The 25,334-nt window shown below is 42.8% G+C and carries 19 protein-coding genes, 3 pseudogenes and 1 riboswitch; of the genes and pseudogenes, 7 read left to right on the forward strand and 15 right to left on the reverse strand.

Translation table 11 applies throughout. The features are described 5' to 3' along the window. Window positions 1–78 precede the first annotated feature (78 nt). Window positions 79–291, reverse strand: a pseudogene (locus EKM81_RS05440) (cupredoxin domain-containing protein); the annotation flags it as partial. Between the two features lie 245 nt (window positions 292–536). Between EKM81_RS05440 and EKM81_RS05445 the strand changes: the two are divergent. Beyond that, window positions 537–1,916: pseudogene (locus tag EKM81_RS05445) on the forward strand (Nramp family divalent metal transporter). Window positions 1,917–2,207: 291 nt separating this feature from the next. Here EKM81_RS05445 and pepI read toward each other — a convergent pair. The 4 genes from pepI to EKM81_RS05465 form a co-directional block, all read right to left on the reverse strand. Next, on the reverse strand, window positions 2,208–3,086 hold the full coding sequence (gene pepI / locus EKM81_RS05450) for a proline iminopeptidase (protein WP_125649523.1): 879 nt from the start codon (window positions 3,084–3,086) through the stop codon (window positions 2,208–2,210). Window positions 3,087–3,167: 81 nt separating this feature from the next. Continuing rightward, window positions 3,168–5,126 (reverse strand): elongation factor G, encoded by a 1,959-nt coding sequence (locus EKM81_RS05455; protein ID WP_125649526.1) that lies wholly within the window; start codon window positions 5,124–5,126, stop codon window positions 3,168–3,170. Between the two features lie 263 nt (window positions 5,127–5,389). Further along, window positions 5,390–6,040, reverse strand: a complete 651-nt coding sequence (locus EKM81_RS05460) for an MIP/aquaporin family protein (protein ID WP_125649623.1) — start codon at window positions 6,038–6,040, stop codon at window positions 5,390–5,392. Window positions 6,041–6,334: 294 nt separating this feature from the next. After that, window positions 6,335–7,690 carry a threonine/serine exporter family protein gene (locus tag EKM81_RS05465; RefSeq protein ID WP_125649528.1) on the reverse strand — a complete coding sequence of 452 codons (1,356 nt, stop codon included), beginning with the start codon at window positions 7,688–7,690 and terminating at the stop codon, window positions 6,335–6,337. A 357-nt stretch (window positions 7,691–8,047) separates the two neighbouring features. Between EKM81_RS05465 and EKM81_RS05470 the strand changes: the two genes are divergently transcribed. Beyond that, on the forward strand, window positions 8,048–8,302 hold the full coding sequence (locus EKM81_RS05470) for a hypothetical protein (protein ID WP_125649531.1): 255 nt from the start codon (window positions 8,048–8,050) through the stop codon (window positions 8,300–8,302). On the opposite strand, the gene EKM81_RS05475 is transcribed toward EKM81_RS05470, so the two are convergent. Then, window positions 8,299–8,880: a uracil-DNA glycosylase family protein gene (locus EKM81_RS05475; RefSeq protein WP_125649534.1), complete on the reverse strand. Its 582-nt coding sequence runs from the start codon at window positions 8,878–8,880 to the stop codon at window positions 8,299–8,301. The genes EKM81_RS05470 and EKM81_RS05475 overlap by 4 nt on opposite strands. A 254-nt stretch (window positions 8,881–9,134) precedes the next feature. Between EKM81_RS05475 and EKM81_RS05480 the strand changes: the two genes are divergently transcribed. Together EKM81_RS05480 and EKM81_RS05485 are read left to right on the forward strand one after the other, a co-directional pair. Continuing rightward, window positions 9,135–10,469, forward strand: coding sequence for a dihydrolipoyl dehydrogenase family protein (locus EKM81_RS05480; protein ID WP_125649537.1), 1,335 nt, complete (start codon window positions 9,135–9,137; stop codon window positions 10,467–10,469). Between the two features lie 244 nt (window positions 10,470–10,713). Further along, window positions 10,714–11,466, forward strand: a pseudogene (locus EKM81_RS05485) (TerC family protein); the annotation flags it as partial. 531 nt (window positions 11,467–11,997) lie between these two features. Here the strand turns inward: EKM81_RS05485 and EKM81_RS05490 are convergent. The 4 genes from EKM81_RS05490 to EKM81_RS05505 are packed head-to-tail and all read right to left on the reverse strand — an operon-like array spanning window position 11,998 to window position 15,232. Then, the gene (locus tag EKM81_RS05490; protein WP_125649543.1) at window positions 11,998–12,699 is read right to left on the reverse strand and encodes an energy-coupling factor transporter transmembrane component T family protein; all 702 of its coding nucleotides are present in this window, start codon (window positions 12,697–12,699) and stop codon (window positions 11,998–12,000) included. Further along, complete coding sequence (locus EKM81_RS05495; protein ID WP_125649546.1) at window positions 12,674–14,044, reverse strand: ATP-binding cassette domain-containing protein; 1,371 nt, start codon at window positions 14,042–14,044, stop codon at window positions 12,674–12,676. The genes EKM81_RS05490 and EKM81_RS05495 overlap by 26 nt, the downstream gene beginning before the upstream one ends. After that, window positions 14,041–14,631, reverse strand: a complete 591-nt coding sequence (locus EKM81_RS05500; RefSeq protein ID WP_125649549.1) for an ECF transporter S component — start codon at window positions 14,629–14,631, stop codon at window positions 14,041–14,043. The genes EKM81_RS05495 and EKM81_RS05500 overlap by 4 nt, the downstream gene beginning before the upstream one ends. Window position 14,632: 1 nt before the next feature. Then, entirely contained in the window at window positions 14,633–15,232 is a 600-nt protein-coding gene (locus tag EKM81_RS05505; RefSeq protein WP_125649551.1) for a YkoF family thiamine/hydroxymethylpyrimidine-binding protein, read from the reverse strand. A 115-nt stretch (window positions 15,233–15,347) separates the two neighbouring features. Beyond that, window positions 15,348–15,447: riboswitch (TPP riboswitch) on the reverse strand. Between the two features lie 321 nt (window positions 15,448–15,768). Between EKM81_RS05505 and EKM81_RS05510 the strand changes: the two genes are divergently transcribed. The 3 genes from EKM81_RS05510 (at window position 15,769) to EKM81_RS05520 (ending at window position 17,935) form a co-directional block, all read left to right on the forward strand. Beyond that, window positions 15,769–17,166: an FAD-binding oxidoreductase gene (locus EKM81_RS05510; RefSeq protein ID WP_125649554.1), complete on the forward strand. Its 1,398-nt coding sequence runs from the start codon at window positions 15,769–15,771 to the stop codon at window positions 17,164–17,166. A gap of 190 nt (window positions 17,167–17,356) precedes the next feature. Next, complete coding sequence (locus tag EKM81_RS05515; RefSeq protein WP_164509217.1) at window positions 17,357–17,647, forward strand: type II toxin-antitoxin system RelB/DinJ family antitoxin; 291 nt, start codon at window positions 17,357–17,359, stop codon at window positions 17,645–17,647. Between the two features lie 39 nt (window positions 17,648–17,686). Beyond that, on the forward strand, window positions 17,687–17,935 hold the full coding sequence (locus EKM81_RS05520; RefSeq protein WP_225420188.1) for a hypothetical protein: 249 nt from the start codon (window positions 17,687–17,689) through the stop codon (window positions 17,933–17,935). A gap of 205 nt (window positions 17,936–18,140) precedes the next feature. Here the strand turns inward: EKM81_RS05520 and EKM81_RS05525 are convergent, their stop codons facing one another. The 5 genes from EKM81_RS05525 to EKM81_RS05545 all read right to left on the reverse strand — a co-directional run bounded on the left by EKM81_RS05525 (window position 18,141) and on the right by EKM81_RS05545 (window position 25,156). Further along, window positions 18,141–18,950, reverse strand: coding sequence for a DUF2399 domain-containing protein (locus EKM81_RS05525; protein WP_125649560.1), 810 nt, complete (start codon window positions 18,948–18,950; stop codon window positions 18,141–18,143). Then, on the reverse strand, window positions 18,947–22,084 hold the full coding sequence (locus EKM81_RS11335) for an SbcC/MukB-like Walker B domain-containing protein (protein ID WP_225420189.1): 3,138 nt from the start codon (window positions 22,082–22,084) through the stop codon (window positions 18,947–18,949). Before EKM81_RS11335 ends, EKM81_RS05525 begins: the two co-directional genes overlap by 4 nt. Further along, a complete protein-coding gene (locus tag EKM81_RS05535; RefSeq protein ID WP_125649563.1) occupies window positions 22,071–23,111 on the reverse strand; it encodes a hypothetical protein in 1,041 nt (346 codons plus the stop codon). The genes EKM81_RS11335 and EKM81_RS05535 overlap by 14 nt, the downstream gene beginning before the upstream one ends. 2 nt (window positions 23,112–23,113) lie before the next feature. Continuing rightward, window positions 23,114–24,619 (reverse strand): hypothetical protein, encoded by a 1,506-nt coding sequence (locus tag EKM81_RS05540; RefSeq protein WP_125649564.1) that lies wholly within the window; start codon window positions 24,617–24,619, stop codon window positions 23,114–23,116. A 141-nt stretch (window positions 24,620–24,760) separates the two neighbouring features. Further along, window positions 24,761–25,156, reverse strand: a complete 396-nt coding sequence (locus EKM81_RS05545; RefSeq protein ID WP_125649567.1) for a nuclear transport factor 2 family protein — start codon at window positions 25,154–25,156, stop codon at window positions 24,761–24,763. Window positions 25,157–25,334: the final 178 nt, after the last annotated feature.

A 25,334-nucleotide genomic window follows, 5' to 3' on the forward strand; every position in this document is an offset into this window, starting at 1 on the left:
GTCACCGATAGAATACCGGCAACACACCTTAATTGCTTAAAATAATATTTTTGTCTAACTTTTCTCTTGCACTTCACTAGAAGCATCTTTTCGGGTAAATTTCAAAACAGCTGGGATACCTTGCTTCAAAATAACTTGCTCTGGTGAATAACCCCCATTAACTTCAATGGCCACAGTCTGCTCTTGATCTCCTTGGGCCTGAACTGTTTGTGTTGTGTGTTTACCAAAGAACCACCAAACAATGAACCCAATTACCAATAAACCAACCAGTAAGACAATAACTTTCGCCATAACAACTTCCTCCAAGTAATTATTAAGTTTACGCTTGTAACTAACAAAAATTAGCATACTCGCTAAGTTTACATCTGTCAACTTTTATTTTTTTGATAACCCTGGCTGAAGATCAATGACTTAGATACTTGGGAAAGATGCTATTTTGGCTAAAAAATAAGAAGTTAAGTAAGCTTTTTCAGGAATAATATATTATGATAAAGATATAATTTTCACGATTTTAATCAGTGCAGGGAGGGCTAGCCTTGACAAAAAAAGCTAACAACAAGCAGACGTCAGGCAAACAATTTTTCGGTGAAACTGGTGGGCAACGAAAAAGTCTTGATGAAATTAATAATTCAATTGAAGTACCTAAAAATAAGGGCTACTTCCGTACTCTGATGGCCTTTGCGGGCCCCGGTGCATTAATTGCTGTCGGTTACATGGACCCCGGTAACTGGATTACTTCAATCGGTGGTGGGGCTCAATTCCAGTACAAATTACTTAGTGTCGTGCTACTTTCTAGTTTAATTGCCATGCTGTTGCAGGCAATGGCCGTCCGTTTAGGAATCGTAACTGGCCGTGACCTCGCCCAACTAACTCGGGATCGCACCTCCAAAGGTGTCGGCCTAATTCTTTGGATCATCACTGAATTAGCAATCATGGCCACGGACATGGCCGAAATCATTGGTTCCGGGATTGCCTTAAAATTACTATTTGGCTTTCCCCTAATTGTTGGGATTGTCATCACCGCTTTTGACGTACTACTGCTATTATTCCTAATGAAACTTGGCTTTCGTAAAATCGAAGCCATCGTGGCAACCTTAGTCGCTGTTATTTTGTTAGTTTTTGCTTACGAAGTTTTCTTAGCTGAGCCAGATATGGCCGGAATTCTAAGCGGCTATCTACCTCGTACTGAAACATTAACTAATCGCCCCATGCTTTATTGGGCTTTAGGTATTGTGGGCGCAACCGTTATGCCGCACGATTTATATCTTGGCTCGTCAATTTCTCAAACTCGAATTTATGATATTGATGACCCTGATGCTGTTAAAAGAACCGTCCGCTTTACCGTTGCTGATTCAAATATCTAACTATCCGTTGCCTTTGTTGTCAACAGCCTCTTGCTGATTCTTGGCGCCGCTTTATTTTATGGCACTAATAGTGATTTAGGTCGATTTGTTGATTTGTTCAACGCTTTAAGTAATTCCAAAATTGTCGGTGCGATTGCTAGTCCACTCTTAAGTATGTTATTTGCCATTGCCCTCTTGGCTTCTGGTCAAAGCTCAACGATTACAGGAACTCTAGCTGGCCAAATTATCATGGAAGGCTTCATTCACTTGCGGATGCCATTATGGGCACAACGACTATTAACACGTTTGATTTCGGTTATCCCGGTTCTAGCTTTCGCAATTTACTATCGTGGCAACGAAGCTAAAATTGAAGACCTGCTGACCTTGTCGCAAGTATTTCTATCAATTGCCTTACCATTTGCCATGATTCCTTTGATTCTCTTTACCAGTGATAAGAAATTAATGGGCCCCTTCGTCAATCGACCGTGGGTAAAGTACTTAGCTTGGGTCGTAGCCATTATTTTAATCATTCTAAACGCGCAACTCATTTGGACAACTATCTTCCAAAAGTGATGTCAGACCTGACACAAAAAAGTATCACAAAAGACGGTCGGCCGGTGAGTGTTAACATAAAATGCCGAGCAATTCTTTCGAATTGTTCGGCATTTTGGCGTTAAGCGGAGCCGGTTGCCTTTTGAAAACACGTTTCAGCAAATAAAATTCGGCCCTATTTTATTTAAATAACTTATGTCCCAGACGCTCTTTTTACGTTAATAATACTCACCTGATAAGTAGCAACTTCAGCGCTACTGGGTTAGTTGGCACAGATAGCTTAAACTACAAAATTAATTGTAACAACAGCTTTTAATCATTCGCCGCCAGCCATTGATCAAGTACCTGAATAAATTCATCATGTTGATCAAGCAAAGCTAAATGGCGGCTATTAGCAAACAAATGCCATTTGGCCCCGGGAATATGATCATAAACTGACTTAGCAATCAGTGGCGTACACAAATCATCGGTCCCATTCGTCACTAACGTTGGCACATCAATTTTGTGTAAATCATCAGTAACTTCGAAGTCACTAATTGTGCCATTTTCAGTAAATTCATTTGGTCCCTCAGCAATTAAACTAGCGCGTTGACCATTCGTTGGCCGCTGCAGTGGCTCTGGCGAATTCTCATCAGGATCATCCCAGCAATACCGTTCCATGTAACGATCATTGGCCGCCAAATATTTCGGCCCAGAGAAATTGCCAGTTCGTTCTGCTTCGGCAATTGCCTGACGATCCTCATAACTTAAGTAGGAAATCAGCCGGTGCTGCTCCTGAGTCCAAAGTTTGATTGATGCCGGCGAACCATCGATCATCACACTTTTAACACCTTGATGAGCATAATTAGTTAAGTAAAACATTTCGAGCATGCCACCCCAAGATTGCCCCAACATATGCAGCTGATCTAAGTGTAAATACTGGCGCAGAGCAATCAACTCTTCAGCCCAAGTTTCTTTCACATAAATCGCAGGGTCCTCAGGCAAAGATGACTTGCCGCAGCCCACCTGATCATACATAATCAGCTGCCGCCCTGTCTGGGCATAGTCATCCAGTAACTCAAAATAATTATGCGATGACCCTGGACCACCATGAATCAGTAACAATGGTGCTTTGTCGGCACTTGGTTCACCAACGATTCGATAATAAGTTTTAAACCCATGAAATGGCATATAGCCTTCTTCAATTTTCAAAACTAGGCACTTCCTCTGATCATTATAGTTATACTTGATTGTACGCCATTGCCAAACATGGCGCCAACCCAGCTGACATCATTATTTTTCCGTAGTTGCTAAAGGATACGTATAAGGCAAATGTGCAGCCGCTGGTACCTGATCCCAAGCAACAGGATAACCAGCACCATGTGCACAAAAAACTGAATCTGGGGTGTTTTCTAAATCCGCGACTGGCGCATAATTTTCCTCAGCAATAATTGTCGCGGCAGCCTGACAAGGTCGGTAACCAGCAACCACACAGTCTAGTTGACCTTGACCATGAGTATAAGCATGGACGGCTTGGCCATAGTCCTGAAGCGCGGCGACTGGCGCCTGACCAGTCAGCACCGTTTGACTTGACCCTGGTTGACTCAAGGTTGGTTGGTCAAAGGTCCCATGCATCCGTTGTAAATCATTTAAGGCACGGCCTACTTGGTCAGTCCCAACGACTAGCCGAAATTGATACCATGGTTCCAACAATTCAGTCGCTTGCTGTTGTTTTAGCATCATCAGACCTTGCCGGACTGCTCGCCAAGTCGCTTCGCGGAAGTCACCACCAACAGAGTGAACATTACTAGCGCGACCAGCTACTAACGTGATTTTAACGTCCGTTAAAGGGGCACCAATTAAAACGCCTAAGTGTGTCTTAGCCTGCAAACTAGTGAGCACCTGATGCTGCCAGTTACGTCCCAACACATCCAAGCTGCAATCAGTGGCAAAAGTGAGGCCACTGCCCCGTGGTGCTGGCGTCAATAGTAAATGAACTTCCGCATAATGCCGCAAAGGTTCAAAATGACCCACGCCTTCAACTGTCTGCGAAATGGTTTCTTTGTAGAGAATACTACTTTCACCAAAACCAACTGTCAGTCCGAAGCGTTCGGACAACAATTGCTGTAAAATTTCCAGTTGGACCACACCCATAACTTGAACACGAATCTCTTGAGCTTGCCGTGACCAAGTCACATGTAGCTGAGGATCTTCATCTTCTAATTGCCGCAAAGCTGTCAAACAAGCATGAATCTCTTCTTCCTGAGGCTGCAAAGCATAATTTAAAACTGGTTGCATTAACGGTGCTGCTTCGTCAGCCAAGTGACCTAACCCCTGCCCCGGAAAAGTAGTCGTCAAACCAGTTAATGCGGCAACACTACCAGTTGTGAGTGCTTGTTGAAGCACGTATTTGGCCCCATCATATTGGCGAATTTGATTGACTTTTTCTTCCGGTAATAAAACCGTCTTGTTAGGCAAAATGCCACTGGTCACTCGTACCCACGTGAGACGTTCGCCTTTGTCATCGTGAGAAATTTTAAAAACTCGCGCACCAAAATCAGTGGCTTGCGGCTTGGTTGGTTGCGTCCAACGGGCAAGACCTGCTAATAATTCTGTCACCCCAGTTAATTTCAAAGCAGAACCAAAATAACACGGGAATACTTGCCGTTGTTGAATCATTTTTTGAATAGTTGGTTCAGTCAATTCGCCAGTTGCTAAATATTGATCCAAAGCAGCATCGTTTTGTAACGCCAACTCTTCTTGATCAGTCGCAGTTAACTCAGCTTCGAATGGCAAACAGCCAGCTGAAAAGTTCTTTTGTAACGCCGTTATGATACTTGCTTGATCAACATCAGGCGCGTCCATTTTGTTAACGAAAATAAAAGTTGGCACCTGATAATGAGCCAGCAAGTGCCAGAGGGTCCTAGTGTAACCCTGAATTCCATCAGTGGCCGCCACCACCAAAACGGCATAGTCCAAAACACTAAGTACTTGCTCCGTCTGAGCAGCAAAATCGACGTGTCCCGGCGTATCCAATAAGGTCAACGCCAAATCATGATACTGTAACGCTGCCTGATGAGAAAAAATAGTAATGCCGCGTTGCTTTTCCAGCTGATCAGTATCTAAAAAAGCATCGCCATTGTCAACGCGTCCTAATTGGCGAAGCTTACCTGTCTGATAGAGTAATGCTTCTGAAAGTGTTGTTTTGCCGGCATCAACGTGCGCGACAATCCCAGCAATAATCTGTTTCATGAAATTGCCTCCTGTGAATCATAGCTTTATTCTAGCAGAGTCAGTTTAAAATCAAAGTTCAAACTAGCGAAAAATTGCTATAAGTACGAAAACTGCAGTAAGAACTGTAGCACAACAAGTTCTGCTTAACGCCAAAATGCCGAACAATTCGTTAGAATTGCTCGGCATTTTCCGTTAATGCTCACCAGCTGAACGCCTTTTATCATAATCGCTTTGGCGTTACCTGAAGTAACGATTTATTGAGCTAAATTTAATGCTAACAGCTAATCTTCACTGCCCATAAACCGTGCAACAAAGGCAGCTAAAACAGCGCCGACTTCTGGTGCAACGATGTACAGCCATAAGTGTGACAAGCCGCTACCGCCAGCCAATAACGCTGGGCCGAATGAGCGGGCTGGATTTAAAGAAGCCCCGGTCAAATTCAAAGCGACAATAACGAGGAGACTTAAGGTTACCCCGATTGTTAAACCGGCGAAAGCATCACTACCGTGGTCTTTGCTGGTCACATTTAAAATCACCATTAAGAACAAGAACGTGGCAATAACTTCAACCAAGAAAGCTAAGCCCATTGAGATTTTAGGAAAGTCCGTCTGTCCTAATTGATTGGTTGGTAAGCCCAGACCACCAACAAAAATCTTCATAATAATTGCAGCTACAGTTGCACCAACTAGTTGCGACACAATGTACCAAGCGGCATCCTTGCCCTTGATGCGACCATTGACGAGCATTGCTGTGGTTACTGCCGGATTAAAATGACCACCAGAAATGCCACCAAAAGCGTACGCCGAAATTGTAATGGCCAAACCGAAAGCTAAGCCAATCGTTAACACATTTCCCTTAGCAACAGTAACTGCACCCGTTCCTAAGAAAACCAACATAAAAGTGCCAAAAAACTCTGCGAGATATTTTCGCATCATTATTCCTCCAAATCCAATAATTCCTTAATTAAAATTATTATCGTCCACTTAAGGACTAATTTAAGATAAGCATAGCAAAATTACAAGTATTTTGCCGTGAAAATGCTTACGAATTTTCAAACAAAACCATTCATGGATTGTATATTAAATTGTTTAGTGTTTAAAAATCTTTAAATTAAATTTTCCACACCAATGAAGAAATGATTTCTAGATACTTAAAGCTCACAAATCAGAACTGGTAGGCGTGAATAAGATCGTACCCAATTGCTACAAACCACTGTCTCTAAATCTTTAATCAAAGTGCCGCCAATCCTTATCCATCAATGCTCGCGCAATAAACAATCCTAGTGGTAAGAACATAATGATCAGAATTGCTTTCGTTAGCCACAATGAACCGGTACCAATTTGATTAATACCGATATTGTACATAGCGCGATAAATATACAATCCTGGCACCATAATCACGATTGAAGGCACGGTTAAGGAAATTCGCGGATAGCCGTTATAACGATTAACGGCCGACGCAATCAAGCCAGCTACCAGCGCTCCCAGAAAAGCTGCCGCTGCTGGTGGCATCGCCGTTAAATCCACCAATTCCAACCGCAATGTGTTGGCTACAGCGCCGATACAACCCGCAATCAGTGCCATTTTTTGCGAGCTGTTAAACATAATCGAGAAACCATAAACCCCACAAAAACTAGCTGGCAGCCGCAAAAGCAATAACAGCAATGGTGATAAGCCTAATGGAATGAAATTAGCTGGCTGGAAATTAAAAATCAACGCCACTAACCAGCCAACTAAAGTAGCAATTAACGTCACCATGATGGCATAAGCCAGCCGCTCTAACCCTGAACGCATATCCAACTTAGTAATATCCAGTATACTCGTAATAAAAGGAAAGCCGGGAATGACAAACAACATTGCCCCGATATAACCGGCTTCATGCTGCGTCAAAATCTGAAAATAAAATTCGAATACCTTAAAACTTAACATGTAAGTCAACCCAGCAATGGCCACACTCACGGCAATACTAGCCACAGTCGTAATTGAATGTTGCCCCATTTTAGCTCGGGTATAGTTGCCGAGCCCAGCACCAAGAAATGAACAAATCATTTCCGGAATACCGCCGCCAAGTAAGAAAATAAAACCACTACAAGCTAACGCCGCCGCTAAACCTAAAATTAGTGGTGAATATTGTTTGGGTCGCCGTTGAACTTGATCAATAGCCTCATGAATTTCTGCAATGGGGCGATTCGCAAGTTGCGCGTCAAAATTCTTAACTAATTCCTCGAGAATATTAAGTTTATCAGTATTTACCCCAGTATTTGGCAAGGACAGGACTTGTGAATAACTGTGTTCATCACTAAAACAAGTAAACTGTAGCGAGATCAATCCAATATCAGCCGAACAAGTTAAATTTAGACTGCGCGCAACTGTATTCATGGCTTCACGAACCCGCCATGCCCCAGTCCCACAAGAAAGCATAATAATGCCAATCCGACCAACAATTGACGCTCGTTCTGGTAGACTGGCCTTTTTAGCTGGTATGTTTTTACTGGAAACAAAATTTTTCCAAGGAATTGCCATATGATGATGTTGCGAAAGATGATACTCTTTGGGCAAATCAGGTTGTTGATTTTCGTTCATGATTTCCTCCGGTTAATTGGCTAAAATGTCACAATTATTCCATTATAAGAGCAGAGCTCAACCTTTTTCAATGGCTGCTAATAGGGTAAGCGGATACTTGGATTATTTTTTTAATTGTTGAAAATTTGGCAGTTTGCAAAAATAACCTAGCTGACAATCACTGGTTGTGACCAGAAAAATTGACAACTAGGTTATTAATTTATTGCAAGCTAATTTACTAACTAGTACGGCGCAACTCAATCACAGTGCTGACAACGTTGGCCCAGTGTTTGCCCAACTAGCATCACAGTCAAATATGCTTTTAGTGACACTTTTACCGGTGAGCAATTCATTACCAAATTGCAGGCAGCTTTAAAAATGCCGCACCTAAAATGGATTCAAATTAGTGCTGACCAATATTTACAGAATCTAATCGAACATGACGTTCCCCAGAAAATCGCTACCGCCTTAGTTCAAACTAGTCGTTATCAACGTCAACCTAAACAACTTTATGCCGATTTAATCGCCCGAGAGACTGTTGCTGGAAAAGTGAAATTATCTGATTTTGTTCAAGAATATGTGGCCGCCATTCATGGTCACGGTGACCAACAAGCCAATACCATTGCCGATTAATCTAAAGCTTGCCGTACTTGGTCCTGTAGCTCTGGCACTACTTGTTCTTGAAACCAGGGATTGCGTTTCTGCCAGCCATAATTTAATGGCGAGGGATGGACAATAGGAAAATAGTCAGGTAAATAATCAGCATAATTTTGCACCGTCGCCGTTAAGGTTTGGCGGCGATTTTTGCCTAAATAAGCTTTGATCGCATACTGGCCTACCAGCAACGTGAGCTGCACATTTGGCATTAGCGCCAGCAGTGGCTGATGCCACTTATCTGCGAAACCTTTGCGCGGTGGTAAATCACCACTTTTTCCTTTACCTGGATAGTAGAAATCTAAGGGCATCACAGCAATCCGATCACTGTGATAGAACTGCTCCCGCGTGACCCCCATCCAAGTCCGCAACCGATCGCCACTGGCATCATTGAAATAAGTCGCCGTTTGTTGGGCAATTCGTCCTGGTGCCTGACTAATAATTAGAATCGTCGCATTCGGCAGAATATGGACCAGTGGTTCCCATCCTTGCGCAGTATAAGCAAGATTTTCGGGATCTGTTTTAATAGCGGTCATAATTTTAGTTAAAGTTGTCATTCGCATAAACTCCTATTTTATAAATTAATCGGCTGCTCTGGATTATTGCAAGATGTCTGTAACCACTGTTTCAAAAAGGACAGTGACCACTAGCGCTACCTGAACATCTGATTGGTAAAACCACGCTTATTTTAGTCTACCAATTCTCAGCCTTCAACGACAGTCAACAACTAATCTGACAATCAAATCAATTGCGCTGTCCGGCAAAATAGTTTAGTTTTAGGTTAACAAATAAGCAATGGAGGGATTTTTTGATGACAGATAAATATGATTACGAAGTGCTCTATCTTGGCACTGGCCATGGTACTTTTGACGGTGCTGCTCCGCTAGCCGCAACTGGTGTTTCAGTTGCTGCCATTGAAAGTGACCTGATTGGCGGTACTTGCCCCAATCGCGGCTGTAATGCCAAAATAGCATTAGATGAAGCCGTTAAAGTGACGCGTGAATCTGAACGTTTGGCGAAAATTCTTGAAGGTCAACTTCAGATCAATTGGACCGAAAACATCACTCACAAGCAACAAATCATTCAACCACTGCCAGCCGACCTAAGCAAACGAATGACCGATGCTGGTGTCACCATCATCAAGGGCCACGCCCAATTTAAAGATGAACATACTGTAATTGTCGATGATCATCAAGAAATTACCGCCGAAAAAATTGTCATTGCGACTGGCCTTAAACCACATCGTTTGGCTATTCCTGGTAGCGAATTGGCTCACGATAGTAGCGACTTCATGAATTTGGAGAAATTACCTGCCCAGATCACAATTATTGGTGCCGGCTTTATTAGTTTAGAATTCGCTACCATGGCCAATGCGGCTGGCTCAGACGTCACAATTATCACGCATGGCAATCAGGTCTTACGGAAATTTTATCAGCCCTATGTTGAACTAATTATTGCTGACTTAACTAAGCGCGGGGTTAAATTTATCCGCAATGCCAGCGTTCAATCTTTTGCCAAAGTTGGTGACCAGTATCAAGTAACTTACGGCGCGCAGCAGCAATTAGTCACTGATTGGATTCTTGACGCCACCGGCCGAATTCCTAATCTAGATAAACTAGCTTTAGACAAAGCTGGTGTCAAATTCGATCAGAATGGTGTGTTTGTTAATGACCATCTCCAAACCAATGTTGCTTCCATTTACGCTGTCGGTGATGTCATTGCCAGTGATCAGCCAAAAGTGACACCAAGTGCTACTTTTGAATCAAAATATTTAACAAAACTTTTTTCAGGAGCAACCACTGACCCCATCGAATTTCCAGTTATTCCAACAGTCGTCTTTACTTCGCCAAGAATTGCTCAAGCTGGCATTTCCGTTGCCGAAGCACAGGAAAAAGGCTATCAAATTACTGAAAATAATTTGGCAGACTATTGGTATTACCAAGTCGATCGTGAAACAATCGCCAAAAGTATTCAAATTCATGATCATGACGGCCGCTTAGTCGGAATTACTGAAATTAGCGACCAAGCGCCAGATGCAATCAACGCGCTATTACCTGCAGTCGAATTTAAATTTAACCGCGACCAAATCGAACGTTTAGTTGGCCTATTCCCTACAATTGGTTACGCCGCTTGGCATCGAGCTTAAAGTATTGATTACAGTGTGGGTAACGGTTTAACGCCAAAACAGCGTGCAATTCTCTGCCGAATTGTTCGCTGTTTTACATTAATGCTCATCGGTAACTCACCTTTTGTCACACTCTGACTCAGCAGACAGTCGATGCTTAATCTCAACCAATATTTTCAGTAAAAACATCAATTTTCCATAAATTTTCTTACTAATATCGGCTATAATGAAACTAATATGAAAGAAGGTTTCTAAAGTCGATACATTAGTAAAATTATATGGACCGTTTTTCAGTGCGACTGATTGGCACGCCGCTTTATTTACAGGGTCCGGATTAGTCACGATTGCTACTTTAGCAATCATGGAGTGCTTGCTTTCCGTTGATAACGCGGTGGTCTTAGCTGCCCAAACTGCCACATTGAAAGATCCTAAGCAGGAAAAAGATGCCTTAATGTGGGGCTTAGTTGGTTCTTACATTTTTCGTTTCATTGCCATTGGCTTAGGTAGTTTTTTAATTAAATTCTGGTTAGTTAAAGCAATTGGCGCAGCGTACTTACTCTATATGTCGCTGCATTTCTTCTATGAACAACATCGGCCCAAACCCACTACTGAGAAAGATCAGGCTACCAAGCCACATTCCTTTTGGGGTACCGTTGCTGCAATTGTTCTATTGGATATGGTTTTTTCGATTGATTCAATTTTAACGGCGCTGGCTATTGATGACAATCCAGTGATCGTCTTACTGGGTGGCCTGATTGGTATTCTAGCCATGCGTTTTGTCGCGCAAATGATGATTGTCTTAATTGCTAAAATCCCGGAGTTATTATATATGGCCTATGTTTTGATTGCATTCATTGCGATTAAATTAGGCTTAAGTGTACCTGCCATTGGTTTTGAAATTTCCAATACTATTTTCAGCATTTTCGTGCTTCTGGCCTTTGGTGCAACCTTTGGCTTACATTATTGGCGGAAACACCAAGAAAAAATCACGCGCACCAAGCAAAACACTTCTGATTAATAAAAAAACAACTCCTCTGAATTAACGTTGATCAAATAATCAACTTGATTCAAACGAAGTTTTTTTTTTGTTATTTAAGAAGTTTAATTCAGCATCACTGGTAGAAAAACAGATTGTTGCAAACTATGAGTTTGATTGACAATCTTTCTAGATTTAAGAAATCGAAATACCACTAATAGTATCAATCAGCTATAGAATTTAGCTATTTAGATGTAACCACGGTTAAACTTCGTTGAGTTATCCCACTACAATTGCCTTAAGCACTAACAACAATAAAGTGAACTACCTCCAACTCCAGACGGAATGGAGGGCGTGGTTGTCAGCCAATGGTCTTTATTTGCGCCCAAGCCTGCGAGTAGCAGCCAAATTATTCTTAACGATTTATCGTTTAGAATAAGACTCGTATTTGAGATTTTCAGAAAAGCTCAAATCGACGTCGGCCGCGTGCCACAACCAGCAAGCCCGCAATGGAGTCAAAACTAGTTCTGTTTCAACATCTCCGCTAATGTTTTAACCTTGAGACACTTATTGTCAGAAAGATTTCCAGAAAGTGACTCCGACAGTGAGCCCAATTAAACTAACAGCAAACAACCAATCAAACCACTGAATTTGGTACTTTTTAAAATGGGTTCGTGGCGCTTCGGCTGTAAAACCTCGGGAAATCATGGCTGTTGCTAAAATTTCTGACCAGCGCACTGATTTAACTAATAGTGGCGTCATTAATCTAGCACTCAACCATGGTGCTGATAGGCCGCGGGACCACAAACTCAATTGCGTCTGACGATACACTGGCGGAATCAGCGGTGCCACATGGAAAGCAGCCATGATGCCATATGCAAATTGCGGTGGTAAGTGCAATTGTTGCTGCAAAGATTCAATCAAGGCCGGCAAGGTTGTCGTTGCTGCGAAACTAGCACCTAAAAAACCGAAACTGTAAATTCGTGTGGCTAACTGTAGCCCATATCGAGTTTGCCCCGACAAATGCCAGCCATACCACTGCCCGCCAACCGTTTTTTCTTGTAAGAAGAAATACCCACTAAAGAAAACACCGATTGCTGCTAAGCTTAGCCAGAGCCACAACCGTAACCACTTTAATATTGGTAGATAAACGGCTGTGATTGTGGCGAATAAAATCACTAAAATTAAATTCAGTCGCAAGTTATTTTGAAAAGAAACGATTAAGCCGACCAGCAAAATCACGCTAAATTTAACGGTCGGATTTAATTGCCGCATTAGTCACCTCCGCGTATTGATTCAAATCCCAAACGTCGTCACAGAACTGGTGCAATAAACATTGATCATGACTAACCACCAACACCAAAGTCTGCTGATTGGCTTTGTGACGCGACATCGTCATTAATTGCCAAGCGTTGGCTTGATCCTGGCCATATGTGGGCTCGTCAACCAATAGTAGCGCTAGTGGTCGTGCCAGAAAACTGGCAACAGCCAAACGTCGCTGTTGGCCCTGACTTAACAAAAATGGTGAAACATCGGCCTTATCAGATAGCCCTAGCTGATGTAACGTCTTGGCAACACCTTGCTTGTTTAATGATCCGCTGCCTAACTCTTGCGCCACAGTCACCGCAATAAATTGGTCCTGAGGATTCTGCATCACCCAACTTAGTTCTCTAAATAACCGCCGCCGACACTTTTTGACCCGACGACCATTGAGCAAGAGCTGGCCTTGATGGGGTCCTAGCCCCATTAATGATTTCAAAAAAGTTGATTTACCAATGCCACTGCGACCAGTAATGCCGATCATTTGACCAGCAGCCAAAGCCACGTCTGGGAAAACTATCGCGCGCTGACCAACTGGCAAGCTAAATTGGCTCATTGTTAGTACCGACGAGATTGCTGCTTCTGATTTCTTGGTGACTGCTGGTAATGTCTGCTGCAATAATTCTGCTTGTTGGGTTAAGTGCTGACGAGTAGTTAAGGCAACTTGTTGATCAGTAAACATATACCACTGGTCAATCCAGTTGCTGGTGTTTGCCAATCGGTGGTCGATTAATAAAACGCCCAAATGTCGTTCCTGTTGTAACTGTTGTAATTTCACGACTAATTGTTGGCTAGTCTGTTGGTCAAGATTAGCAAAGGGCTCATCCAACAATAAATAACGACTTTCTAAAACAACACAACAAGCCAGGGCCACCAATTGCTTCTCGCCACCCGACAAAGTGACCAGTGGTTGGTCAGCTAACTGAGCAATCCCACAGAAAGCTAACGCCCAACTTACTTTAGCAGCCATCTCTGCTGGTGGTATTGCTTGATTCTCAAGACAGAAATATAATTCCGTCCGTGGTGTTGCAGTACAAAACTGTAAATCGGGATTTTGAAACATTAAACTGACCCGGGCCACACGCTGATTGGCAGTTAACGCCGCAATTGGCTGACCCTCATAAAGAACCTGACCTTGTTTAATTCCAGCCGTGCTCTGACCAGCCAACAATCCTAGTAAAGTACTTTTACCAATACCTGATGGCCCATATAAGCCACGTGCTTCGCCAGGATCAAGCTGCAGGTCAACAGTGACCAACCGCTGTTCCACAGCAAAAGTTAGTTTTGCTTGTAAACTCAACGTTGTGTGGCACCCGAGGGATAGTTGCTAAGAACGCCCATTTTTGCCAGCCGATCACAAACAACTTTAACAATGACTGCTGAGAAAAGTAGCGCCGACAACAAGCGAATCACGAAAATCGCTGCTAACAATTGCCACTGTAATCCCGAAAAACTTGCGCGCACAATCCCCCAAATAAAACTGGTCACGGTGGCGGCGATTGCACCAATAATCAATTGTGGCCAGCCAGCACGGTGATACCCGTTACTCATAAAGCCAGCTTCCGTACCAATTCCCTGAACAAAGCCACTAACGAAAACAATCGGGCCATAAAAATTGCCCATGAAAACTTCCAACAAAGCGGCAATCATTTCAGTAATTAGCGCCGCGCCCGGCCGTTGAATCACATAACCGGCAAAAGCCGCGGCCATAAACCAAACGCCAAAGATAAATTCATTGGCTAAAACCGCCAGACCAACTGGTGTCAACAACACGCCTAAATAAACGCCGACGTGAACCGCACCTAAATAAATAACGCCGAAAACAAGTGCCGTGATGCCAACCATGATCACATCTTTTAACGACCATTTTGCTAATTTCTTCGTCATCTTATTGCTCCTCCAAAGATGGGCTATTGACTGAAACAGTTGCTTCAACGACATAATGTGACATGGGGGCATGGGCATAATTTAAAATCTGGTCAAAATAAGCAAACAATTGGGCGGCAGTCCCCGTTAAAAAGGTACAGTAATGAGCTGACTTTGGTTGCAAACCTGCCGCTTTAGCCAGCGCCACAATTTGTGCGATTTCAGCCATATAATCATCACGACCAAACGTATAGAACGAATACTTGCAGTGAACTGGAAAGCTGCCCTTTTCTTGAATCACTGTGGCATTGGGCCGTAATTGTTGACCCGTTAAATAACTGTCACCAGCAATATCCCCTGGACAACCCTTAGAGAAAGTAAATTCACCGACTAAATGCGTACTGGTATCGTAAGCATTAACGAATAAGCCCGCTGCTGCATCAACAACATTAGCTGCTACACCGCGATAAACTGTACTAAATAAATCCGTTTGCTGCCAAACTGCAGTTGTATCAGTTGCCACAACACTTGTCAAAATTTGATTGGCAAAATCAGTTCGCATTGGGTACAAACTTGCCCGCACCCCCGTAATATCAATACCATTTGTTATACAACTTGCCATCTACCTCAATCCTTTTTGTCATCATTCTTATCTACTGCACGCGAATTTGCGCAATAAAAGGGCGTTTCGCCCTTTTATCTCCACAAGTAGATAGAAAAGGCGAAACGCCGCAAATAAGCCGTCGTTGCCACTTCCCTACGTTAGTCTTAACTAAATCAGGTTCAAAGGGATCAGACCGCAGTCTATCTCAGCATAAAGCACCCCTAGTGGATAATTGAAATATTCAATTTAAAGTCAGTGTAGCATGAGCACGGATGAAGTGCAATTCGCTGGTTAAACAAGTTATGCTGGCGCAACAAGTTTTTTGAAAGTAGCCATCACTGCCAACTCTGTTTACAAAATTGAAATTTTTAAGCCAGGAGACTTCGTGGACTTAAGATTCTACTTGTCTAGTTGGGATTTTTCACTATTTGCTGATTATTTAGGCGCTTTCTTTTGCCCCAGCTAATTCGCTAAGGTATTCTCTGAGTAGTTGATTATTTTAATGGGGAGCAAAGCTGTCACAGGTTGACGGCTTAAGATGAAGGAGGAATATCATGGCAGTTTTATCAGCATTTTCAGATGAAGAAATCATGACTTATTTAAAACAGCAGGTGCCTGATGGTACCGTTAGTGACGATCCTGAAATATTACGGCGCCAATTTTTTAGCACGGAAACCGTATTGCGCGACAGCGATTTAGCGCGTGCATTCGTTAGTGCCAAAAGTGTTGCCGATATTCAAGGCGTTCTAAAAACTGCACGACGCTTTCACATACCGGTCGTTCCTCAGACAGCTTTCACCAACACTGTGATTAGTGCTGACGGTATTACTGGGGCCATTATTCTATCACTGCTACAAATGGATAAAATCTTAGAAATTGATTCTGACGATTTACTAGCGGTCGTGCAACCTGGTGTGATCAATAACGACCTCGACCAGGCCGCACGAAAGCAGGGGCTATTCTATGCACCAGACCCCGGCTCAAAGCCAATCTCTTCCATTGGTGGTAACGCCGCAACGAACGCTGATGGTATGAGTACCGTTCGCTTCGGTGCCACTAAAGATAACATTCTTGGTTTAAAAGTCATTCTTGCTGATGGCCGAATAGTTAAACTTGGTGGTCGCACGCTGAAACAAGCATTTGGCTATGATTTAACGCAACTCTTCATTGGTTCAGAGGGAACATTAGGTATCATTTATGAAATCACAGTTAAACTGTTACCAATCCCACTTGGTGAACCTAGCGTTGGTCGGGTCTTTTTCCCTGAACTAAGTGATTTAGCCGAAGCAGTCCACGCTATTCGTCTTTCAGGCCTATACCCCACAATGCTGGAGGCAGTCGACGGCGAGACCATGATGGCCATTAATGAATATACTCACCACCACTATGGCGAACCTGGTGAATCGATGCTAATTTTCTGGCTGGATAATAGCCACGCTGAAGAACGCCAACTGCTAAATGAGATTATTACTAAACACCATGGTCATCACATGGAGCAGGTGACTACAGCCGAAGAGCGCGATAGTCTGATGCAAACTCGGCGTGATTTGCTACCAGCCGTCGTTGCCCAAGTCGGAAAAAATCATCTTACTGAAGACATGGCGGTCCCAATATCTCAACTAGCACCAATGATGATTTATCTTCAGGAATTGGAACGTGAGCTGAACATTACGATTTATAAAGGCGGCCATGTAGGCGACGGCAATGTTCACCCAATTTTTGGCTGGAAGGGGTCAATTGATGTCCCTCCGGTTATCGCTGAGGCGCTACGGCGGACTTTCCGCAAAGCACTCGAACTTGGTGGCACAATCTCTGGCGAGCATGCCGTTGGGATGTTGAAGAATCAATGGAATAACGTCGAATTAGGCGAAAATGTTGACGAATTGCAACACCAAATCAAAAGTCTCCTTGATCCAATGGGAATCCTTAATCCTAAACGGAAAATCGATTAACCACTGCTAAAAACCAAAAAAAGCATCAAGCCAGTCGACTAAACTAACGGCTGATTTGATGCTTTTTAATTTGATTTAAAAATATCTTCCCCAAAAGGTGTATTTAAATAATGAGCAGGTTGACGAATATCAACAGTCATTTTCACTTTTTGTGAGTCATGTGTAGTACAATATGTGTGAGGTGAGCGATATGTCAAACCATTCAACTGAAAAACGTAATGCCCAAATTGAAGTACGAATTGATAATGACATCAAAATTAAAGCCTTAGACCAACTCAAAAACACTGGTTTAACTTTATCTGACTACTTGCGGGCTAGTGTCAGTACCCTTGCTAGCGAGGGACTGACAAAGGGCTTCGGTGCACCTAGGGCTGAAATACTTGCCAGCATTAATGACGCAATTGACGATTTGGAACACCACAAACAGTTACCGGCTGCCCATGATCGTCATGAGCTTGAGCAGTTACTAAATGACGATTGAAATAAAATTAACCTCACAATTTAAAAAGCAATACAAAAAGTGAAAAAAGATCCTCGCTGGCAGCCGATTTTCAACCGTTCTGTTTCATTTACGGCTGACCAACGCTCTGCTTGGCAATACGTAATTGACTGCTTGATCAATGATCAGCCACTACCGAGTTATTTTTACGAGCATCCCCTGATTCTTCCTAAACATGAACAACAGATTAAGCAGCGGCTTGTCAATAAGCAGTTAACTATTCACATCTTAGAACTGCACTTTGATGGCCATATGGCAATCATTTACTGATTTATGGCAAAACAAATAAAGCCATCTATTTGCTGGCAATTGATACCCACAGTAATTTGTTTAGTTAAAATATTGTCAAAGTCCCGCCAAAACACCCCGTCAGGAATATTCACCTGTCGGGGTGTTTTTTTTGCGATTGCTGAACAACTAGTACGCGATATTAATTTAGTCAGCACCAGTTAACTAGATAATGCCCAGCTTACTTCTAATTATTATCAAGCCAGCGCGGAATCAGCTGTTCATACACCGCAATCAGCTGTTCCTGTTCAACAAATTTTTTGAAGGTAATAATTGATTCCAACTCTGTTTGCAAAACTGGAGTTTGTACGGCCAATCTTTTAGTCCGTTTGGAACTTTGTTTGCCAAAGCGGACCAGCCAATTGGCAACATTCTGAGGTGTTTGAATAGCCAACAAATCCGCCAGTACTAATTCAGGAACCGCCTGATAAAGACGATCAATAATTCGAATGCCTTCACTGTCTAAGTCCCCTAAATAGGCCAATCGTAGACCGCGCCGGACCAGTTGCTGCAATAACAACAGATACTTATCGTTAAAGTCATTGCCAGCTTGATTAATCAAGGGCCAGTCAGGATGGCGATAATGTAGCCAAATAAACACGCCATTATTTTCAATTAAAATTGCCTGTTGCGTTTTGGTTGGATAATCAAGCATTGCTGGTACTTGCCATGGATTCAAAGTTAACGGCTGTGGTAAATCCGTTTTAAAAATATTGGCACTGGTAAAAGCCATCCCAATTAATTGCGCCCCTATTTCTCGTGGCGGCTGATCGACCAAGCAATTCTTGAGTATCCATTGATAATACTGGTAAACTGGCCGGTTCTCCCGAGGGTCATTTAAACTATGAGCCGTGAGCCCAGCGTCAACAGCTTGTTGCCCGCGTGGAGGTAACAGCTGCCCAGTAGCAATTGCCTGAAATAGTGGCGCCAATTTATCAGCCTCCGCTGGTGCTGCCTTACCAGTGGCCGCTTCGTATGATTCAACGTAATTCATCATGATTTCGCCCGTTGCTGCCAAATTAAAGCTGGCCGGACATTATTAGGATGGAACTTACTATCGGCAACGTATTTGGGCGCAATTACGTCATAAGCCACGTTAGCCACACCATCGGCAAGAATTTTATTCTGAGCGCCACCTGGCATCGTCGCAATAAAATTAAACCCGAAGTGATCAATTGTTTTCGCAAAAGATTTGGCCGTTTCTGGATCTAATTTATCGGCAAATTCGTCGAACATGACCAGATGGGGCGCGTCAGTTGCTTGGGAACGATGCAAAATCATTTTCGGAACCAATAATAACGGTAAAACCATTGCTTGTGCTTTTTCAGCACCGGAGCCGCCAGATTGGACGAATTTATCGTCAACTAATTCAAATTCATTAGGTTTACTCTGACGCCGATGAATTAATATCCGGAATTCTGACCACTGGCGAATATCAAGTAACCGATAAGCTTCGGCCATAAATTGCTCATCATCATTAACGATTGCTAAATTACTCGCTAATTTAGTCAGACGTTTTTGCACCTCAGCCAATAATAATGGTCGGTCTTGATCTTGAACGTGGCGAACCTCATCAATCACCTCTTGGCTAACTGTGACCGGAATCAATTCAACTTTTAATTGGATTCCTTGCTCTTCACGAACACCATGGGCTAATATCTCGTTATACCCAGCGATTAAATCGTATTGATCGGCAATTTGACTAGCCGCAGCTTCCACGTAGGCTGCTTGCGCGATGTCGTTGCCTTGAGTTGTTTGTTGTAATGCTTGATCAACATGCTGAACATCATTTTCTAAAATAGTTTGGGCCTGTTCAATATCGAAAGCAACCACGGTTAAATCAGCCACGGCCTTTGAACGTTGTTGCCGCATGGCGCTAGCAATCTCCAAGCGACCCCGCTCCTCAAAAACACTATCCAAGGCGTTCACATCAATACCGGCTTCATTATTATTATGAATTAAGCGACCAATGCGATCCGTTAATTCAGCGAAGGGATGATTGCGAATTTCACTGCGGTTTTTATGTGCAAATTCAATTGCTGCCGTTATTTCCGGTAATTCAACTGATTCAGGAAAATAAGGTTTTAAGATTTTTAAGTCAGCTTTTGCTTGTTGACTGACGTTCTGTAATTTCGTTTGTAAATCTGCCAGTTGCTGTTTAGTTGTTGCAATAATGGTTGTTTCAGAAGCACTGTTCGTTTGTAAAGTTGTTTGCTGCGCCAGAAATTTAGCCCGTTCGCCCTGCGCCGCTTGCAATTTTTCTGGTAACTGCTGATCTACAACCAAGGTAGCTAGTTTTGTTTGTAGTCGGGTCAGTTCCTGATTGGCCTGTGCTGGGATAAAATCAACCAGACCTGGTAATTGCAGCTGTTCCTGAATACCGGCCAATTTTTCTTGGCTACTAGCCACTTGATAACTTAGCTCTTTATTGGCCTGTAACTGCTGCTCACGTTTTTTAATCAGTTGACTGAATTGTTGCGACTGTTGCGTTAATTTTTGCCACAAATCAGGGTGTTTCAGTAAAATTGCTAAATCAGCGTGATTTCTTAATAAGGTTTGGCGCTGATCTTCTAAGGGTTTAAACTGCTGATTCATTTTGGTGGCACCATTTTTATGGACGGCATCATTATCCTGCAGCAGACCATCACGAACTCGGCCCATTAGTGCGCCTTGGGTCCGCTGTTCAATATGACCTTGCATTTGTGCCGACATCTCGCCAACTAATTTCACGTCAGTACTAAGCTGTTCTTGACGCTGAACTAGCTGTAAGTGTTGCTCCAAATAATGCTGATAATCACGAATATAACGTTTAAAATGTTGCTGATAAACGGTCAAATCAGATTCGGCAATGGCTTGAATCAAGTCTGATAATCCTTCTGTGTGACTTTCAATCTGCGTTCTTAATGGTCGAATTGCTTCCTGTTCCAACTGCTGCAATTGCTGATCAGCTGTCGTCTGTTCTGCTTTCAATGCTGTAAAATCGGCTTCTTGTTTGCTTAACTGTCGCTGTAATTCTTGGAAACGTGCTAACTGTTGACTTAACGTGGTTATTTGTCTGACAACAGATTGCCGCTGTTCTTTGATTACGCTCTGTTCAGCTACTTGCCGTTGTAATTGGGCTACTTCACCTTCCAAGCGGGCAATTTCTGGTTGTAAAATTGCGAGTTGCCGTTGATACTCACCAAGATTGCGTTGCGCATTTTCTTGCCTTTTAGTTACTTTTTCATGATCCTGATGTAACCGACCGTAGGGAGTGAAGACCAATTCTTTTAAGCGGTTCAGATTCCGCCAGAAAATTTCGGTTTTTAATTTACTAAGCCGCTTTTGAGCCTCGCCAAGGCGGTTACTGACGCCCTTGATTCGATTAACTTCACGCTGAGTACCAGCAACCTTATCAATAATTTGGGTATCGATACCTTCTTGCGCATTTTTCAGAGCCGCTTGGATTGGGGCAAAACGAGCATTGCCAGCAGTTAGAATTGGTGAGGCCAATAGCCGATACGTGGTTGCTAGCTGACCTAAATTTTTAGTGTCAGTAAACCCATAGACTTTCTCAGCGGCGAACTCTCGGTATGAAGTACCGCGGGTAAACAGATGTAACTGCTCGCCCAGCTGATGATTGGCGGCAATGAATTCGTCTTTAGTTAAGCTGTGGCCTTGGTCATCAGTTGTGATTACTTGCAGGTCAACTTCAGGATGATCATTAATCATAATGAACCACCAAGTTGGCGTCCGACTCTCACCAATCGCTCGGTAAGCACCAATTCCCAAAATAACTTGGCGTAACTGCGATCGTAAACACATATAGCTGTAACCAGTACGAGCCTTCATTGCACCATCACCCCAGCCGAGCAACATACTGTCAAAAGTTCTCGTATCGCGCGTACTACTATGAGGTGTTGTCACTTGATCTAACTTATCTGTTCCTTTGGCAGGATTAAACGAGGGTGTCGCAATTGAACCATCAACTAGCAAAGGAAAGAAACAATTGGCTAACGTCGTTTTGCCTGCGGCATTTTCACCAATCAAGGTTAAATTACCCTTTAGCGAAGCGTCAATGTCCAAAGTGACATAATTATTAAAATTCCGTAAATGAAAACTGGTTGGCGTTAAAACATTATTTAATGGCATCTGGTTCACGCTCCTTAGTAGTTGGCACAACGGCCGCAAAGCGTTGTGCAATTGGTGTTGGACTGACAAATTCGTTCTCGAAGGTAACTAAGCTAAACTCCCTTAATGCCTCTTTAACAGAACTGGTACTAATCGCAAAATCCGGCAACAATCTGGCTGCAACGAGCTTAATTCGATCGGTCAATTCACGTTCAGGAATGCCGACACCAATGTCCTGAGCAACAGCTATCGCGACAACTGTCGGTTTAGCTTGGCTGGGACGTCGATTATGATCGAGCAACAAGGCATAGTCATCACCACATTCTAAATCATAACGATTTAATTCAGCCCAGGCTGTCGCAATCTCTTTTTTATGGGCCATTAAAGTTGCGAAAAGTTGCGGCATTTCTAGGCGACTTAAATAACGCCGCGTCAACAAGGCCTGATTAACTTGTTGAACCTCAGTTAATTCAGCACGATTCTTGACCGCCGTTTCTTGCCGGATAAACACATTGATCATACTCTGGGCGATGAGATTAAAATTAGGACTAATATCCCAATAATCTTCAACTTCTTGCTCCTGATCGTTTAAGGTATATTCAGGCAAGTCTGGTACAAATAACTTAAATCGCTCCACAAATAGTTGGCTAATCAACTTACGAATCTCTTTCTCATCTAACTCGACCACTTCACTGTGAACCCGCTGAATAATGGTCTGGGTGGCCACGGCCCGGTCGTCTTGATTACCCTGTAATTCAGGAATATTAAGTACTGCCTTTAAGGTCGCCAATAAGACATGAACTGTTTCGGGCTCGACTAACTCAGCACCAAGCAATAACACTAAATTCTCTTGATAATTTTCTGGGGCAATCCCTAGCAAATCTTTTAAATAATGATTGATTCGTTGCTGCACCGCTGTTTTTTTAATCGCACTTAGCGCTGTACTAATCGCTTGGCTATCACTGCTTTCGGGTAGCGCGCCGCAAACACTTTGATCCAATAAACGATTAATGATGATTTGTTCATCACCATGAAGATGGGTTGCCATCACTAATCCTCCTCTGAAAAAGCAAATCTAAAACCACTAGGCAACTGCACACTATATTTTTCGGTCGCACAATGTAGCCAAATTGGCTTGGCTGGTAAGATTGGTTCCACTTGGGCAATTGGCCGGCCAAAAATGGCAAAGCTTTCGTAATGTTGATAACCAGTTCCACTGTATAAACGGACGATTTCATCACGAGCCACCACCGTCTTAAGCTGCAAATCATGAGTCACTTCGCCCTGCAACTGGTCAATCATCAGTAATTCTTGAAACTCAGCTAAACCAGCCGCACTATGATCAACAATTTCATCATTAGCAGCCACTTGGGGATTATCGGCTTCTGTGGCTACCTGCCGAATTTGCGTATCAGCCTGATAGATAACTGGCCCCATGGTTGTGGCATCTAATAAGTCACTGGCATCTTCCAGCGTGCGATCCTGACCTAAATGCCGAGGAATTTCTTTAGGTATCGTCAGCGTTTGATAGTGCTGCAACAGCTGATCAATTTCTTGCGTCAGCTGTTTTAAATCCAACGTCTGATCTTGAATATGCTCATATTCGGCACTTAATTGTTCATTAGCCGTTAAAATCGTTTGTAAAACTAAATAAATTGAATCCTCACTGCTATCAATTGCTGAGGAAGTTGGCGTAAAACTTAATTTTAATGCTTGAATCCGCCGATTCGCATAAGCCGCGACACCTTCAAATTGCGTCAATAATTTATCTTCAGCACCAATGGCCCGCTCAATGCCTAAGCTATCTTGGCCTTGTTGACTCCGCGCTACCTTCTGGGGGAAGCCCTCAAGATTGGCTAATTGTCGAATTGCCATGCCTTGCTTCATTAACTTTGAGAAAGCTGGAATTGCTTTATCAACCAGCATTGCCTGCAAATGAGCGGCGGCAGCACCACCATGATCAAAAGCCAAGTCATTAACTAGTTCATCAAGATCTTCGTCAACTTTGTGCATCCCCTTCATCACATCAGAATAAGCCGACAACATGTTTTCAAATAAATTGAACAGCTGCGTATCATTGGTTTCGAGCTGGTCCTGGCTCAATTCTTGCACTAACTGACAGAACTCATCAATTCTAATCGTGTTGGCCGTCACCGTATTTTCCGCATCCAAAACTCGTTGCATCATGCTTAGATACTCGATGCCACTACGAGTGATTTTATAAACTGGGGCTTGGGCCAAATGATAGTTGCCACTTTTCATTCGGGTGCGAACTTTACGCGAAGAAACTTCAATCAACTTGGCACGTTCACCAAGCTCCTTTAAAACATTCTTCAAAACATCAGGCGACAGCGGTCGTTCCTGGTCATCCTGATCTAAATAATGATCATTATATTGCTGCAAAATAAAATTAACCGTCCGTGCCGAGTCATTAGCACTATGATCACCATACAAAATCGTCAACACTTGCCAACCAGCTAGTGGATGGCTTTGACTGCGTCCTAAATTACTTGCTAACAATAAATTCTTAAGATCTGGTGCCATTTTTGCTACCATACTTCTCACCTCTTAAATTATTGATACTACACAATGACAGCTTCAGTATAAGTATCAATTATTAAATTCGCGATCGATTCAATAACTACTCTTGTTTAAAGTCTATTATAAATAAAATTTAATCTGCTAGAACACATAAAATCATTTATCAGCGATTGACTCATAAGGAAAATTGCGCTCATGTTTGGCTTCAAACTCACGCACATGATCAAAGCGACCGTCACTTGCAAAATGAATCAGCGACACGCCATCAAAAATATAACTAGTTTGTTTTTCTTTCGCCGCAAATGTCCAAGTGACAATGACTGTCGCGCCAGCATCAATAAAATCGTGAATTGGCCAAGCCGTCACCACCTGAACCTGTTCCTGATGGTTAACCCACTGCTGAATTTCAGCAAAGTTGCGATAAACCGGCCCGTAACACTCCTCATAAACACAATCAGTCGTGAAAAAATCGGCTATTTTTTTTAAATCATGATCAAGCCACATCTGGAAATAATCAGTAATTCTTTGATGCTGTTCCGTTACACTTAGCATGATTTTGCCCTCTTATTTAGCAGTTGTTAAAATATGTACTCGTGAATATCCTACCTTATTTAGCAAGCCAAATACTATACTAAACATTAAAAAACAATCACCAATGTCGATGAATTGAAGCCAAAGATTTGTGGCACGACTGCCGATTACTTATTAAGTCTCAGCTGTTAACTAATTA

This window comes from Lapidilactobacillus gannanensis (assembly GCF_003946675.1).
Taxonomy (GTDB): domain Bacteria; phylum Bacillota; class Bacilli; order Lactobacillales; family Lactobacillaceae; genus Lapidilactobacillus; species Lapidilactobacillus gannanensis.